The organism is Paenarthrobacter sp. 10N417 (genome assembly GCF_056394745.1).
In genome coordinates, this window is record NZ_JBFTIL010000001.1 from 549,792 (window position 1) to 564,561 (window position 14,770).

The 14,770-nt window shown below is 62.4% G+C and carries 10 protein-coding genes; 4 read left to right on the forward strand and 6 right to left on the reverse strand.

Features of this window, described 5'->3' with window-relative positions; all coding sequences use genetic code 11:
• Positions 1 to 4: 4 nt before the first annotated feature.
• Genes cydD through AC1DCM_RS02400 form a run of 3 tightly spaced genes read right to left on the reverse strand, consistent with a single transcriptional unit; the run spans position 5 to position 6,163 of the window.
• Positions 5 to 3,439 (reverse strand): thiol reductant ABC exporter subunit CydD, encoded by a 3,435-nt coding sequence (gene cydD, locus AC1DCM_RS02390; protein WP_477517142.1) that lies wholly within the window; start codon positions 3,437 to 3,439, stop codon positions 5 to 7.
• Positions 3,440 to 3,446: 7 nt separating this feature from the next.
• Complete coding sequence (cydB, locus tag AC1DCM_RS02395; RefSeq protein WP_477517143.1) at positions 3,447 to 4,523, reverse strand: cytochrome d ubiquinol oxidase subunit II; 1,077 nt, start codon at positions 4,521 to 4,523, stop codon at positions 3,447 to 3,449.
• Between the two features lie 17 nt (positions 4,524 to 4,540).
• On the reverse strand, positions 4,541 to 6,163 hold the full coding sequence (locus AC1DCM_RS02400; protein WP_477517144.1) for a cytochrome ubiquinol oxidase subunit I: 1,623 nt from the start codon (positions 6,161 to 6,163) through the stop codon (positions 4,541 to 4,543).
• A 278-nt stretch (positions 6,164 to 6,441) separates the two neighbouring features.
• Here AC1DCM_RS02400 and AC1DCM_RS02405 point away from each other — a divergent pair, with 278 nt between their 5' ends.
• Genes AC1DCM_RS02405 through AC1DCM_RS02415 form a run of 3 tightly spaced genes read left to right on the forward strand, consistent with a single transcriptional unit; the run spans position 6,442 to position 9,184 of the window.
• Entirely contained in the window at positions 6,442 to 6,828 is a 387-nt protein-coding gene (locus AC1DCM_RS02405) for a BlaI/MecI/CopY family transcriptional regulator (protein ID WP_189016115.1), read from the forward strand.
• Positions 6,829 to 6,833: 5 nt separating this feature from the next.
• Complete coding sequence (locus AC1DCM_RS02410; RefSeq protein WP_477517145.1) at positions 6,834 to 7,880, forward strand: M56 family metallopeptidase; 1,047 nt, start codon at positions 6,834 to 6,836, stop codon at positions 7,878 to 7,880.
• Between the two features lie 56 nt (positions 7,881 to 7,936).
• Positions 7,937 to 9,184, forward strand: coding sequence for an MFS transporter (locus AC1DCM_RS02415; protein ID WP_477517146.1), 1,248 nt, complete (start codon positions 7,937 to 7,939; stop codon positions 9,182 to 9,184).
• A gap of 2 nt (positions 9,185 to 9,186) precedes the next feature.
• On the opposite strand, the gene AC1DCM_RS02420 is transcribed toward AC1DCM_RS02415, so the two are convergent.
• Complete coding sequence (locus tag AC1DCM_RS02420; protein ID WP_442006487.1) at positions 9,187 to 11,295, reverse strand: DNA gyrase/topoisomerase IV subunit B; 2,109 nt, start codon at positions 11,293 to 11,295, stop codon at positions 9,187 to 9,189.
• Positions 11,296 to 11,515: 220 nt separating this feature from the next.
• Between AC1DCM_RS02420 and AC1DCM_RS02425 the strand changes: the two genes are divergently transcribed.
• A complete protein-coding gene (locus AC1DCM_RS02425; protein ID WP_021473125.1) occupies positions 11,516 to 11,737 on the forward strand; it encodes a DUF7455 domain-containing protein in 222 nt (73 codons plus the stop codon).
• Positions 11,738 to 11,924: 187 nt separating this feature from the next.
• On the opposite strand, the gene AC1DCM_RS02430 is transcribed toward AC1DCM_RS02425, so the two are convergent.
• Positions 11,925 to 13,244: an RNA polymerase sigma factor gene (locus AC1DCM_RS02430; RefSeq protein ID WP_442006486.1), complete on the reverse strand. Its 1,320-nt coding sequence runs from the start codon at positions 13,242 to 13,244 to the stop codon at positions 11,925 to 11,927.
• 254 nt (positions 13,245 to 13,498) lie between these two features.
• A complete protein-coding gene (locus AC1DCM_RS02435) occupies positions 13,499 to 14,767 on the reverse strand; it encodes a DUF4192 domain-containing protein (RefSeq protein WP_477517147.1) in 1,269 nt (422 codons plus the stop codon).
• Positions 14,768 to 14,770 lie beyond the last annotated feature (3 nt).

Consider the following 14,770-nt stretch of genomic DNA (forward strand, 5'->3'; position numbering starts at 1 on the left):
CAGGCTACTGGGGAGTAGGCACTCTCACCAGCTGAACCACGCCGGGCAGCTCAAGCCTGGCGTCCGCCGGATCGATGTCATCAGGGTTGTGCGTCACCAACACCACCGTGACGTTCCGCAAACCCCGGCGAAGGGTGGCCATCATTTCGCGGGCGGCTTCAGCATCAAGGTGCGCCGTAGGCTCATCCAGCAACAGCACGCTCGCGCCCGTCAGAAGTGTCCTGGCCATGGCAAGACGCTGCCGCTCGCCACCGCTGAGGAAGGCCCCGGCTGATCCAATGCGTGTGTCAAGCCCCTCCGGCAATGTCCCTACCAAAACGTCCAGCCCCACATCCTGCAAGGCCTTGGCCATTTCTTGTTCGTTGGGCCTGCTCCCCGGGGGCCTCGCCAGAAGGAGATTACCCCGGATGGTGGAGTCGAAGAGGTGGGCTTCCTGCGGGCACCACGCCGCTGTCCCCGTGAGCAGTGCCCTTCCTTCCTTCACAGGAAGGAAGCCAAGGAGGACTGAAAGCAGCGTCGATTTGCCGGCTCCCGACGGGCCGGTGACTGCCAGCCAGCGGCCAGGGCCAGCCTCAGCGGTGACTCCGGAGATCACCGACGGGCCACCTGGCCAGGCAGCGGCAACTCCATCCAACTTAAGCCCCGCCTTGCCATCGCGGTCAGGCAAAGGGTGGGTACCGGCGTCGTGTTTTGCGTTGTCCGCATCGATGGGGGCGGACAACGCCCCGGTGACTGCCACGCCGCCCAAGACGTCTGCGAGCGCAGGGCCTTGGCGGACGGCGGAAACCGTTGCCGCAAAAGGTTCCACGAGGGCCAGTTGCATGAGCACAATCACGGCCACAAGGGCAGGCGCGGCGGAACCATCGTGCACCGATTCGGCGCCCAGGAGTGCCGCCCATAGGGCGGCGAGCGAGCAGGCGAGGACGGTGACAGCTTGGCCGAGACCTTCGGCCCAGGCAGAACGCTGCGCCGAAACGGTAGCCGCACGATCTTTGTCGCTGAGTGCGGTCAGGATGCTTCCGGCCACACCGTTGGCGGTTAGTTCGGCGCGGGCATCGAGGGCGGCCGCAACATCGCGGAGCACCACCGAGCGCAGCTGTTGTTCTGCCTTGGCTGCGTTCCGGTCAGCAAGTACGGCAACAAGCGGCGCAACAATGAGTCCCATTACGGTGGCAGAGGCAACGGCGGGCACGGCAACGGGCAACACCATGGCCGTTGCCGCGATGGCCGCAGCGCCCACACCCACGGCAGTCAACGGAGGCAGGGCGACCCTCGGTAGAAGGTCCCTGAGTGTGTCAACGTCGTCCACGATCGAGCCCAGGACGTTACCGCCTTGCAAAAGCCGGCGAAGTGAGAGTGCACGGCGGCTCAGGGTGGCCCAGAGCGCCCCGCGCAGGCGTGTCATCGCAGCAAAGACGGCGTCGTGGGTCAGGAGCCGCTCACAGTAGCGAAGGACGGCCCTGCCGATGCCGAAGAAACGCACGCCGACGATCGCGCCCAGGAGGTAGAGAATGGGTGGCTGCTCGCTGGCCCGGATGATGAGCCACCCTGACAGGCCGGACAGGGCGACTGCGAAAAGCGCGGCCAGGACCCCCACCACGCCTGCTGCCGCGAACTTGGCCTGAACCGGCCGCAGGACCAGCGCGAGCCGTTTCACGTTGGGGAGCCATCCCTGGTTGAGGACTGTGTGAAGGTTTCCGTCCTTTGCGTGCTCAGTTTGACTCGTACCGGCAGCTGTCCGGGTGGACTGGTGCAGATCGGTTGATACGAGGGCCGCGGTAGATGCAGCCCTTCGTTCCGGCAGGTCGGTATGCCGGTTCGCTGCCGTCAAGTGCTCTACCCGGACTACATGGTCGGCGAGCGCACGGGTGGCGGAATCGTGTGCGATCAGGATGACGGTGGCAGAGCCGCGAAGGGACGTGATGGCAGAGCGGACCACGCTGGCTGAGTAGTGGTCCAAATGTGCGGTGGGTTCGTCCAGAAGCAGCACGGTAGCGCCGGACTCCAGCCGCGCCAGGCCCCGGGAAAGCGCAACGCGTCGCAACTCCCCCGGGCTGAGTTCGGCTGGATGCTTGGCCGCAAGGTGATCAGCAGAGACCCTTCGCAGGATGCTCGCGACAGCCTGCGCGGTATCTACGGAGTGCGGCCCGCCAAGGTACAGCTCGATCTCCTCCTGCACGGTGTCGGCCACCATCACGGGGTGTTGCGGTACCCAGGCGACGGTACCCGGTGCCACACCAGTCACGGTGCCGGTCACGGATGCGCCCGGACCCGGGCCGATCAGGCCGGCCAGGACACCCAGCACAGTGCTTTTTCCGGCGCCGCTGTTTCCGTCCAACGCCGTAACCAGGCCTGCCGGAGCGGTAAAATCCAAGCGCTCGACGGCGGGTGCGGGCCGTCCGGTATAAGTCACCGTGAGGCTTCTGACCACGATGTCGGCGAGCCCGGTGCGAGATGTCGGGTTGTCGGTAAGTGGCTGGTTATCGGTAAGACGCTGGTGCGTGGGTGCCTTCAACACGGTATTGGCAGTTTCCAAGGCCGCCCTGCCGTCATCGCTGGCATGGTGGGCGGTACCGAGCTCGCGCAGGGGCAAGTAGCAGTCAGGTGCAAGGATCAGTGCCAAAAGCCCGGCTTCCAGGGCCATGTCTCCGGCAACCAGCCGCACGCCGATGAAGACCGCTACGACAGCGACTGAGATGGTTGCTATGAGTTCCAGGGCTAGAGCCGAGAGGAACGCCGTCCGGAGCGTGACCATGGTCCGGCTGCGGTATTGCTCGGAAATGTCTTCGAGCGCGGCGCGTTGCTCGCTGGCCCGTCCCAAACCCACCAGCACAGGCAGGCCCTTGGCGAGTTCAAGGATGTGCCCGGACAACCTGCGAAGCGTGGTTTGGGCGTCCCTGACGGCGTCTTCCGTGTGGCGGCCAATCAGGATCATGAACAGCGGCACAAGGGGAACGGTCAATACGATGACCACGGCGCTCACCCAGTCGGCAAACAGTATCCGGGCGCCGATGAGCAGCGGAACGGTGACGCAGTTCACCAGGGCCGGCAGGTATTGGGTGTAGTAGTCATCCAGTGCGTCCAGCCCGCGCGTGGCGAGGATCGCGAGCCCGCCGTCGTTAGTGCCCTCAACCGCAGCTGTTCCGCCCTCGGCCAGTGAGCGCTTGAGAAGCTGCGAGCGCAGCTCCTCTTTGACCCCCAGCGCGGCACGGCGCGACGCAACGCCCTGGCCCCATACGGTCAGGGACCGTAGCACCGCTCCGACGGCCCCCCACACCAGCCCGTTGGTCCAATCGGACGGGCTTCCGGCTAAACCGGTCAGTGCACCGGCCACCGCCTGTGCCATCAGTACCAGCGAAAGTGCCTTGAGGGCTGAGAGCAGGCCTACGACGTAGAGGGCGGATCGGGTGGCCGGGCCGGAGGGGAACACGGGCTTCATGACGAGGCTAGGCTCCCGAGTCGGAAGGGCTGGTGTTTTCCTTGCCAACCAACACCTTGGCTGCGATGGCCGGAAGGAAACCGTGGGCTTCGGGAATGTGCGCTGCGCTGACACGGCGCCGGAATACCCAGTAAGTCCAGGCCTGGTAGGCAATAACCAGGGGAAGCCCCACCGCAGCCACAATGCTCATCAGGCCCAGCGTGTAGTCGGAGGAAGAAGCATTGGAAATAGTCAGGCTGAACGCGGGATCTACGGTTGAGGGGATGACCACTGGGAACGCGGCCCCGAAGATCGACGCCGTGGCACAGACCACGAAAGCTCCGATTGCCCCGAACGCCCGGCCCTCGGACCCATTGCGGGCCCACTGCCAGGCCAAAACCACGGACACGACTCCAGCCACCATGATGGCCCAGGTCCAGGCCTTGCCGCTCAGGAACTGCACCGCAACCATCCAGGCGAGCATCGGCAAGACAGCAAACGGCACCAGCCGCACAAACCAGCGGCGGGCACGCAGCCGCACCTCGCCGTCGGTCTTCAACGCCAGGAAGGCCAAGGCGTGAACCAGGGCGAAGGCGACCACACCGAAGCCGCCCAGGAGGGCGTAACCGCTGAACCAGGCAAACGGTCCACCGGTGCGGTCCCCGTTGGCGTTGAGCGGCAAGCCCGTGGTGGTAAGCGCCAGGGCTGCGCCGATACCGAAGGCGGCCACAAAGGATCCAACGGCGATTGCCCAGTCCCAGGTGGTGCGCCAGCGTTCAGTGTCCACCTTGCCCCGGTATTCGAAGGCCACCGCCCGGAAGATCAACGCCACCAAGACGAACAGGAGCGGAAGATAGAGCGCCGAGAACAAGGAGGCGTACCAGAGGGGGAAAGCTGCGAAGGTGGCTCCGGCTGCAGTGAGAAGCCAAACCTCGTTGCCGTCCCAGACGGGGCCGATGGTATTGAGCAGCACGCGCCTGTCCGTGTTGTTCCGCGCAAACAGCTTCATGAGCATGCCTACCCCGAGATCGAAGCCCTCAAGGAAGAGATAGCCGGTCCATAGTACTGCGATGGCCACGAACCAGATGGTTGGCAACAGTTCCATTGTCTATTCCTCTGTTTCTAGTAGGCGAACGCCAGGACGTCGTCGGCTTGGTCGGGGCCGGGTGCGCCGTCGTCGTCGCCTTCCTTGTCCCTGTCACGTTCCTCATCGCCGGCGCGATGCTTGTCCGCGGCGTGGGCAAGCTCAGGCATGGCTGAGGCGACGCCGCCACGGACGTACTTGACCAGGAGCTTGACTTCCACCACCAGCAGGACGGCGTAGATGGCGGTCAGGACAACCAGGGAGGTCATGAGCTCACCGGCACTGACGCCGGGTGAAACGGCAGCGGCGGTGAACATGAAGACCTGGTCAATACCGTTCATGTCGGGATTTGGGGCTACGACAAAGGGTTGCCGGCCCATTTCCGTGAAGATCCAGCCAGCGGCGTTGGCCCCGAACGGTGCCAGGATTCCGAAGACGGCAAGGCGCATGAGCCACTTTGACTCAGGGACGACGCCCTTGCGGGTAACCCATAGGGCCACAAGCGCTGCCAGTGCGGCGACGCCCCCGAAGCCGATCATCATGCGGAAGCCCCAGTAGGTGACTTCCATGACGGGCACGTACTGGATTTCCTGACCGGCGCGGTCGCCATACAGCGGATTGTCCGGCAAGTGCGTGCCGTACTTCTCCTTGTACTCCCCAAGCAGGCTGTTCACGCCCTTCACTTCGGTAGTGAAGTCGCCCTTGGCGAGGAAGGAAAGGATCCCGGGCACTTCGATGACAGCCACGATGTCGTCACAGTTCTTGGCACCCAGGTTGCCGACGCTCAGTACGGAAAAGCCGGTGCCATCGTGGCATGCTGCCTCCGCGGCAGCCATTTTCATGGGCTGCTGCTCGAACATGAGCTTGCCTTGCAGGTCGCCCGTGAGGGCGGTGCCTGCAAAGGAAATCATCGCCACCACGGCGCCGATCCGGAGGGAACGCATCCATACGGTGTAGTCACCCTTGTCGCGGCCCGGGATATCGGCTTCTCCGACAAGCAGCCAGCCGTCCGCACCAAGCACGTCAATGCCGTCATGGCGGCGGCGCCACAAGTGGTACCAGGCGATGCCGAGCAGGAAGGCACCGGCAACACCAAGGGCACCGAAGAGAGTGTGCGGTACGGCAACCAGTGCAGTGTTGTTGGTAAACACTGCCCAAGCGTCCGTCATGACAGGCCGGCCATCCACCATCTCAACGCCCACCGGGTGCTGCATCCATGAGTTGGCCACGATGATGAAGTAGGCGGAGAAGACGGAACCGATCACGGCAATCCACAGGCATGCCAGGTGGACACCCCGCTTAAGTTGCTTCCAGCCAAAGATCCAGAGTCCAAGGAAGGTGGACTCGACGAAGAAGGCGAGAAGGGCTTCGAGGGCAAGCGGTGCGCCAAACACATCACCAACGAACCGGCTGTACTCGCTCCAGGCCATGCCGAACTGGAATTCCTGGACGATGCCGGTTGCCACACCCATGATGAAGTTGATGAGGAAGAGCTTGCCCCAGAACTTGGTCATCCTCAGATACTCGGGCTTTCCCGTGCGGAACCACAGGGTCTGAATGACGGCCACCACCAAGCCCAGGCCGATGGTAAGGGGCACCATCATGAAGTGGTAGACGGTGGTGATCCCGAATTGCCAGCGTGCGATTTCCAAGGCGTCCATGGCTGTCCTTTGTCCGGCGGCCCAAGTGCGGTGTAATTACTTCTACGTCGTGTAGAAAACTTTACTTCTACACAGTGTAGAACAAGTGAGGTAACCACATGCCATTCTTCAAGTGGCGTTACGCACACGCAAGGGTCAAGCGCCGTCCGCGACGCGCCGATAGTTCTACCTCACGTAGAATGAGAGGCTGAAAAGCGGTAGATTTGTGATGGAACGTTGGATCATCGCTCCCGGGTTGCGGCTTTTGCCACCGGGACGCGGAAGGTAGGGAAGTATTGATGGCGAGTCTTGGGGAACTGGAACGGGCAGTGATGGACCTACTCTGGGCAGGCCAGGAGGCTGCAACAGCCAACACCCTGCGTGATCTTCTCGCGCAGGACTCTGAAGCCGGCGACGGCACAGCGGGACACCAGGGCAAGGACCTGGCAGTGACTACGGTCCTGACAGTGCTCTCCAGGCTGGAGAAGAAAGGCCTCGTGGAACGCGAGCGCGGGACCAGGCCACACCGATACCAAGCCGTGTCGAGCCGCGCCGACCACACCGCGGAACTCATGCACGAAGTTCTTGGCTCGGCTCCTGACCGCGAAGCAGTTCTTGCCCGCTTCATTGGCTCCGTCTCCGAAAGTGAAGCCGCTACCCTGCGCAAACTGCTCGGCTACAATTAGCCAGTATGTTCTGGACCTCATACTTCCTGGCGGTCCTGGCATTGATACTGGCGTGGCCGGTACCCGTTTTGCTTTCGCGCGCACAATGGCCCGCCCGCTCCCCTTTCACCGCAATGGTGCTTTGGCAGGCAATTGCCCTCGCAGGTGGCCTGTCCATGATCGGCGCAATGCTGGTCTACGGGCTGGAACCAATCGGTGAGAACCTCATCGCTGGGCTCAGGAGCCTGGCCGGCATGGTTTTCAACAACGAGCCAACCACAGCGCTGGGCTTCTGGCACCTCTTCGCCCTGTCTGCGGCCGCACTCCTAACGGCCCACCTGGTGTTCACCCTGCTCTTGACCTACTACAAAATTGAACGGCAACGCAGGCGACACCGCGAATTGCTCACGCTTCTGGCATCACCCTCGGACGACGGCCCGGGCACCGTAGTGATCAACCACGACTCCCCTGTCGCTTACTGCTTGCCCGGCGGCGCACGTTCGGTGACAGTCTTGTCCGACGGACTCATGGCCGCCCTCGAACCGGCGGAATTGCGCGCAGTGCTCATCCATGAAAACGCGCACTTGTCCCAACGTCACGACCTCCTGCTCTGGGCGTTCGCAGCCTGGCGGCAGGCACTCCCCTGGTTCCCCACCACACGGCTTGCCCAGACGGCCGTGAACTCCCTGATCGAAATGCTGGCTGACGACGTCGCACTCAGGACCGAAAGCAAGGTCACGCTGATCAAGGCCATTGCCATAGTCTCCAGCGGGTCCTCCACGTCAGGGCTGGGAGAACAGTCCGTGAGCGGCGCTGCACCGAATGGCAAGGCTCTTGCCGGCCAGGCACTCAGCCCGCGGGCGCTCAGCGGCGGGGGCGCCGTCGTCGAGGGTGGAAGCATCAGCGCCACCGGCGGGGCAGATTCACCGCGTACGACGGCGTCACGCGTGAGCCGCCTCCTCTCGCCACAGCCGCCACTCGCCAAAGGTCTTCGCGCCCTGGTGCTGGCCACCTCAGCCCTGCTGCTCGCTGTGCCCACGGGGCTCCTTATCGTCCCGGGATTGCTTGGTTAGGTAGAAGGTCAGCGCTGGCGGTGTTGTTACATGGCGGTGTTGTTACATTGAGGGGCGTGAACGACGATAAGTCGCGCTTGAGTGCCGACATCTCCCCCAGCCACCGATGGCCCCTCTATGCAGCCGGCTTCACCACCGCTTTTGGCGCTCATGCCGTAGCCGCCGGACTTGGCGCCGAAAGCGCGGACATCGGTTTGAGCCTGCTTGGCCTGGGTGTGCTGTTGGCCCTGTACGACATCGCGGAGGTCTTCCTCAAGCCGGTCTTCGGGGCCCTCAGCGACCGCATTGGGCCCAAACCCGTGATCATCGGAGGGCTCCTGGCCTTCTCCGCTGCGTCCCTCATCGGGCTGTGGGCCGATCAACCCCTCATGCTGGCCGTAGCCCGTCTGGGCCAAGGCATGGCTGCTTCGGCATTTTCACCAGCATCCTCTGCCAGCGTGGCGAGGTTGGCCGGCAAACACACGGGTCGCTACTTTGGCCGTTACGGCTCGTGGAAGGGCCTCGGCTACGCGCTCGGTCCCCTGTTGGGCGCTGTCGCGATCATCGCAGGCGGTTTCAGCCTGCTCTTCCTCGTCCTCTCCCTATTGGGCTTCGCAGTGGCCGTCTGGGCGGCCATCTCCGTGCCCCGCCTGGCTCCGCTGCCCCGACCCAGATACACCATCGTTGATGTCTGGAAGCAAAGTACCGAGCGATCATTCCTTGGGCCTACCGTGGTGCTGGCGGCCTCGACTGGCGCCCTAGGCGCAGCAGTAGGCTTTCTCCCGGCGCTGGCGGCAAGGGAAGGCCTCGGCACCGCCGGCAGTGTCGCCGTCGTAACGGTACTGGCCTTGGCGTCATCGCTGATCCAGCCGAGGATCGGACGATTGCGGGATCGGGGAGTCCTCGCAGACCGGCCGGGCATGGTGGGTGGTTTGCTGGCCATAACCGTCGGCGTACTCATCGCGGGCCTTCTTCCCGGAGCACTGGCTATGGACGGTGCCAATTCGATATATCGCGCCGTGCCGATCTACTGTGCCGCCGTTTTGATCGGACTGGGAATCGGTACCGCTGCCCCATTGGCCTTCGCGCACTTGGCAGATGCGACTCCCGCCGAACGCCTGGGCCGCACAATGGGTTCGGCCGAACTTGGCCGGGAGCTTGGCGATGCTGGCGGGCCCATGTTGGTGGGCGGGATTGCCTTAGCAGCGGGTCTCCCTTGGGGCTTGGGCGCCCTTGCTCTGGCCGTAGGGGCAGCGGCCTTTGCAGCACCAGCTTCCGCGGCTTCCGGCTCCGTCACAAAAACAGGCCGGAAACTGCGGGTCTGAACCTAGGCGTCGATGCGTTCCCGGTCCAGCGTCGCCGCCCCGGCAATGATGAATTCCTTACGGGGCGCGACGTCAGAACCCATGAGGAGATCGAAAACCTCTTCAGCACGCTGGGCGCTGTCAATCCCGACCTTCCGAAGGGTCCGGTGACGGGGGTCCATGGTGGTCTCGGCGAGCTGCTGTGCGTCCATTTCGCCCAAGCCCTTGTAACGCTGGATGGGCTCCTTGTAACGCTTGCCCTCCTTGGCCAGGTTGGCCAGGAGAACATGCAATTCCGCCTCAGAGTACGTATAGATCATCTCGTTGGCCTTCTGGCCCGGATTGATGACCTCCACGCGATGCAGGGGCGGAACTGCGGCGAACACCCGGCCCGCCTCGACCATGGGCCGCATGTAGCGGAAGAAGAGCGTCAACAGCAGCGTGCGGATGTGCGCGCCGTCGACGTCGGCGTCTGTCATCAGGATGACCTTGCCATAACGTGCTGCATCGAGGTCGAAACTCCGGCCTGAGCCGGCGCCGACAACCTGGATGAGTGCAGCACATTCAGCGTTGGAGAGCATGTCCCCTACCGAAGCCTTCTGGACGTTAAGGATCTTGCCTCGAATAGGAAGCAGGGCCTGGAAATCCGAAGACCGGGCAAGCTTGGCAGTTCCGAGCGCAGAATCACCCTCAACGATGAAGAGCTCGGATCGTGCCACGTCATCAGTGCGGCAGTCGGCAAGCTTGGTGGGCATCGAAGAGGTTTCCAGTGCGTTCTTTCGGCGCTGGGTCTCCTTGTGCACCCTGGCCGAAATTCGCGACTTCATCTCCGCAACGATCTTCTCCAGCAACAGTGCCGACTGTGCTTTGTCATTGCGGTTGGCAGAGGACAACCTGCTCGAAATTTCCTGCTCGACCACCTTGGCAACGATGGCGCGAACAGCGGACGTGCCGAGGATTTCCTTGGTCTGGCCTTCGAACTGTGGCTCGGCCAAGCGGACGGTCAGCACAGCGGTGAGGCCGGCCAGGACGTCGTCCTTCTCGATCTTGTCGTTGCCCGCCTTCAGCTTCCTGGCGTTCGTTTCCACGGCTTTTCGGAACGTCTTCAGCAACGCTGCCTCGAAGCCCGCCTGGTGCGTACCGCCCTTGGGGGTCGCAATGATATTGACGAAGCTACGCATCGTCGTCTCGTAACCGATCCCCCAGCGCAGGGCAATGTCGACTTCGCAGTCGCGTTCGACTTCAGCGATCTTGCTGTGCCCGTTTTCATCAAGGACCGGGACCGTTTCCTTGAACTTCCCCGAACCGTGGAGACGCCACACGTCAGTCACTCCGGAGTCGGCCGCGAGGAACTCCACAAATTCCGAAATGCCGCCGTCGTGGTGGAAGACTTCCTCGTGCACACCGTTTTCACCAGGAGTGCCCGCAAGCTTGCGCTCGTCGCGGACAGTAATCTTCAATCCGGGGACGAGGAACGACGTCTGGCGTGCACGCGAGGCGAGGTCGTCGTACGAGAACTTGGCGTCGGGAGTGAAGATCTGGCGGTCGGCCCAGTAACGCACCCTTGTACCGGTGACTCCGCGTTTAGCCTTGCCAACCACGTCCAACACAGAATCTTCAACGAAAGGCTCGAAGGTCGCGTTGGGGCTGGGTTTGGCGCCGGCATCAATGAAACGTCCGGGCTCACCGCGGCGGAAGGACATCTGGTACGTCTTGCTGCCACGATCGACCTGGACATCCAGGCGGCTCGACAAAGCGTTGACCACGGAGGCACCTACGCCATGGAGGCCACCGGAAGCCGTGTATGAACCGCCGCCGAACTTGCCGCCTGCATGCAGTTTCGTAAAGACAACTTCGACGCCGGAAAGTCCCGTCTTCGGTTCGACGTCTACCGGGATGCCTCTACCGTCGTCATGGATTTCGACCGAATTATCCGCGTGGAGGATGACCTTGATGTCATGCCCGAAGCCGGCCAGGGCCTCATCAACAGCGTTGTCGATGATCTCCCACAGGCAGTGCATAAGGCCACGGGAGTCGGTGGAACCGATGTACATGCCCGGGCGCTTGCGAACGGCTTCCAGGCCCTCCAGGACAGATAGATGCCGGGCGTTGTATTCAGAACTCGGTGCCACTCGCGGTGTGCTCCTTCGGGGTATATCTCAAGGCAAACACTGCCCATCTTAGGCTAGTCTCGGTCCCCCATCGGCACCGGTTGCCACTCCCGGAAACCGGCATTCTACTTCGTTACGTTACGCACATGTGATACGCGGACAGCGAAAGTGATCCATCCTTGCCATGGTTCTGCTCCGAATACTGGTTATATGGATGTACAGAACTACTAAGGAGGCCGACATGACAACAGCAGTTGCAGACCGCACACTGAACGCAGCTGACCGATGCGATCGTTGCGGGGCTCAAGCATATGTCCGCGTTGTACTCGAGTCCTCCGGCGGTGAGCTGCTGTTTTGCGGCCACCACGCACGCGCAGTTGAGGCCACGCTTCGGCCCCTGACCTCCGACTGGCACGACGAGACCGAGCGCCTCAACGAGAAGGCACCCGTTCCTGTCGACTAGACAGGACTGGCGGTAAGGCTGGACACTCTCCTGCCACATCACTTCGAGCAAGAACAGGGCTCCTCCCATCCGGGAGGGGCCCTGTTCCGTTGAATACAGGACGCCCACACAGTAACGACCCGATCGGATACTCCGATCGGGCCGTTACTGTTTGACTGCGGACCTCTTTAGCAGAAGTCGTCCTTCTTTAGTCCAGGTAGTCCCGCAGGACCTGCGAGCGGGACGGGTGCCGCAGCTTGGACATGGTCTTGGATTCGATCTGGCGGATGCGCTCACGCGTAACGCCGTAGACCTTGCCGATTTCGTCTAAAGTCTTAGGCTGGCCATCGGTCAAACCAAAGCGCATTGCTACGACTCCGGCCTCACGCTCGGAGAGCGTGTCCAGAACCGAGTGCAGTTGCTCCTGGAGGAGCGTAAAGCTCACGGCGTCAGCCGGAACAACAGCTTCAGAATCCTCGATGAGGTCACCGAACTCGGAGTCGCCATCCTCACCCAGCGGCGTGTGCAGCGAAATCGGTTCACGGCCGTACTTCTGGACTTCGACGACCTTCTCAGGCGTCATGTCCAGTTCCAGCGCCAATTCTTCAGGCGTGGGTTCACGGCCCAGGTCCTGAAGCATCTGCCGCTGGACGCGGGCGAGCTTGTTGATGACTTCCACCATGTGCACGGGGATGCGGATGGTGCGGGCCTGGTCAGCCATGGCGCGGGTAATGGCCTGACGGATCCACCACGTTGCATATGTGGAGAATTTGAAGCCCTTGGTGTAGTCGAACTTCTCCACAGCGCGGATGAGACCCAGGTTGCCTTCCTGGATGAGGTCCAGGAAGAGCATGCCACGGCCGGTGTAGCGCTTGGCCAAGGAAACAACGAGGCGAAGGTTGGCTTCGAGCAAGTGGTTCTTGGCCCGCTTGCCGTCGTGGATAACGAATTCAAGTTCACGCTTGAGCTTCGGGTCCATGGAACCGTCGTCGGCGTTGATCTTTTCTTCAGCAAACAGGCCGGCTTCGATGCGAAGCGCCAGATCGACTTCCTGCTCAGCGTTCAGCAGGGCGACCTTACCGATTTGCTTCAGGTAGTCCTTCACGGGGTCAGCCGTGGCACCGGCCGACATGACCTGCTGGACAGGGGCGTCGTCGTCATCGGCGTCCGAGTAGACGAATCCGGATCCGGAGGGCGCTGCCTTGTCTTTACCGGTTACGGCGCCGTCCTCGACATCGTCGTCTCCGACTTCAACTTCCTCAGCTGCTGCAGGATCGAAATCTTCGTCCTCGACAGCCACTTCTTCGGTGTCGGTCTCGGAGTCCGAAGACTTGTTCGCGGCTTCGGCCGCGGCCTTGGCGCCGGGCTTGGGTCCACGCTTCTTTGGTGCCGGCTTGTCAGAGGTGCCCTCTGAGGCCTTGGTGGCAACACGTGTCGCCGCGCGCTTTGCCGAAGTGGCCGCATTGTTTTCCTCAGCGGACAGTTCGGCCTGGGCGGCGGGTTCCTTCTCGACGGAAGACGGGGTCACAGAAAACCTTTCTAGCGGCGGTCTGTGGAATCACCATGCGGGCAACACCACTATGACCCTGTCAAGTCCGCGATCAATTTCAAATGCGATCGCCGTCTGCAGAGTCACTATGTACAACTGCCAACGACACCGTAATGTTCCCGGATTCCGGGCTCATTGCGGGCATTCAAACGCGGACCCAACCGGGTCTCGGCATCCATTGTCTCACGGTTTTATGAATCCCACGCTTGATGAAGCGTAATGGCTACTGATGGCTACAGGAGGGATCCTTTGTAGGTTCCCCATGCGGACTCTGGACGGCTGGCCCAGCCGCAGATGCTTCCTTGCCCGAGTATCTCGTCCAGCAATTCGGCGAGCCTGTAGCCAGGGTTGGCTGCTTTGGCGCGCATAAGGCAGGCGTGTGCAGAGGACCCACTCCCCTTGCACCAGGCAATCCAGCCTTGCAAGGTCAAGGCAGCAGCAGCAACTTCCCCCACTTCTCCTTGGACGCACAAGTACGACAGGACACGCTGCAGGGCATCAAGCTGCCCCCAGTCAGGAATGGCCGGTTCAACACCCAGAAGGACGTCAGCATAGGCAAAGATGCTGAGCATCCCGTTTGCTTCGAAGGCCTTCCCAACCCCTTTGTCGGTATCAGCCGGGGGCAATGCCAGCTCGCCGGCGTCGAACGGAAGTGGCTCGGAGTCGTCGTCGCCACTGCGCAATCCGAACGCTGCTGCCCCTGCCTTCGCGGAACCGGTTCCAGCAGCTGCCATGATCATGACAGCGTCCCGCCATCCGGGGACACCAAGGGTCGACCTGAGAAAACCCGCGACTCGCGGGGTTAGCAAATCCACGGTTTCACTGCCGGGACGGATCCGGGCGTCGTCCAGCACTTGCCGCCACACCTCAAGTACGCCATCAAAGCACCTCCCACTGCGCCATGACGTTCGCATCCGCTTTGCAAAATCTGATTCGGCCTCGGCCACTGCGGGATCGAGGGCACCAGGACGTCCCGGAACGGGCGGAAGTTCCTTGCTCCTTGGGGAAGCTCCGATGGTACTGCCTCGATAGACCATTTCTGCGCTGAGCCTGCTGTTCCGGATTCGTTCTATCGGCAGCCCCGGCACCGGGCAGCACTCCTGGTCTGCGCAGAAGGCGCCACGCCAATACTCAGGACCAACCAACCAGGCGTCCCGGACAGGCAAATCAGCGTGGTCAAGTGTTTCTTGAAGTTCAGCCAGCAGTGGAAGTGTTCTGGTGAGGACCATGCCATCGTCCCAACCGTCGTCGGTGTAGAGGGCAAGGACCACGCCGTCGGCAAGGGTGTCCGCCGTCAAGTAGTGACGCACATGCTCCGCAAAATCAGCAAGCGCGCGGCCCGAAGCCCGGGCAGGCAGGTCAACGCGGAGAGCGGCTCCGAGCAATCTCCCCTGCATCGTGATGGCCACAAGGCTGTCCTCGGGCCAGTAACCCAACAAATGCGGGATGTAACCCAGGATGTCTTCTGGTTGATGAATGCTCAGCGTCTCTTTGGTGGTCATGTT

Bases quoted from the DNA above. Each gene is read 5' to 3' on its own strand.
- cydD (WP_477517142.1), bottom strand. From the start codon at position 3,439: ATGAAGCCCGTGTTCCCCTCCGGCCCGGCCACCCGATCCGCCCTCTAC.
- cydB (WP_477517143.1), bottom strand. From the start codon at position 4,523: ATGGAACTGTTGCCAACCATCTGGTTCGTGGCCATCGCAGTACTATGG.
- AC1DCM_RS02400 (WP_477517144.1), bottom strand. From the start codon at position 6,163: ATGGACGCCTTGGAAATCGCACGCTGGCAATTCGGGATCACCACCGTC.
- AC1DCM_RS02405 (WP_189016115.1), top strand. From the start codon at position 6,442: ATGGCGAGTCTTGGGGAACTGGAACGGGCAGTGATGGACCTACTCTGG.
- AC1DCM_RS02410 (WP_477517145.1), top strand. From the start codon at position 6,834: ATGTTCTGGACCTCATACTTCCTGGCGGTCCTGGCATTGATACTGGCG.
- AC1DCM_RS02425 (WP_021473125.1), top strand. From the start codon at position 11,516: ATGACAACAGCAGTTGCAGACCGCACACTGAACGCAGCTGACCGATGC.
- AC1DCM_RS02435 (WP_477517147.1), bottom strand. From the start codon at position 14,767: ATGACCACCAAAGAGACGCTGAGCATTCATCAACCAGAAGACATCCTG.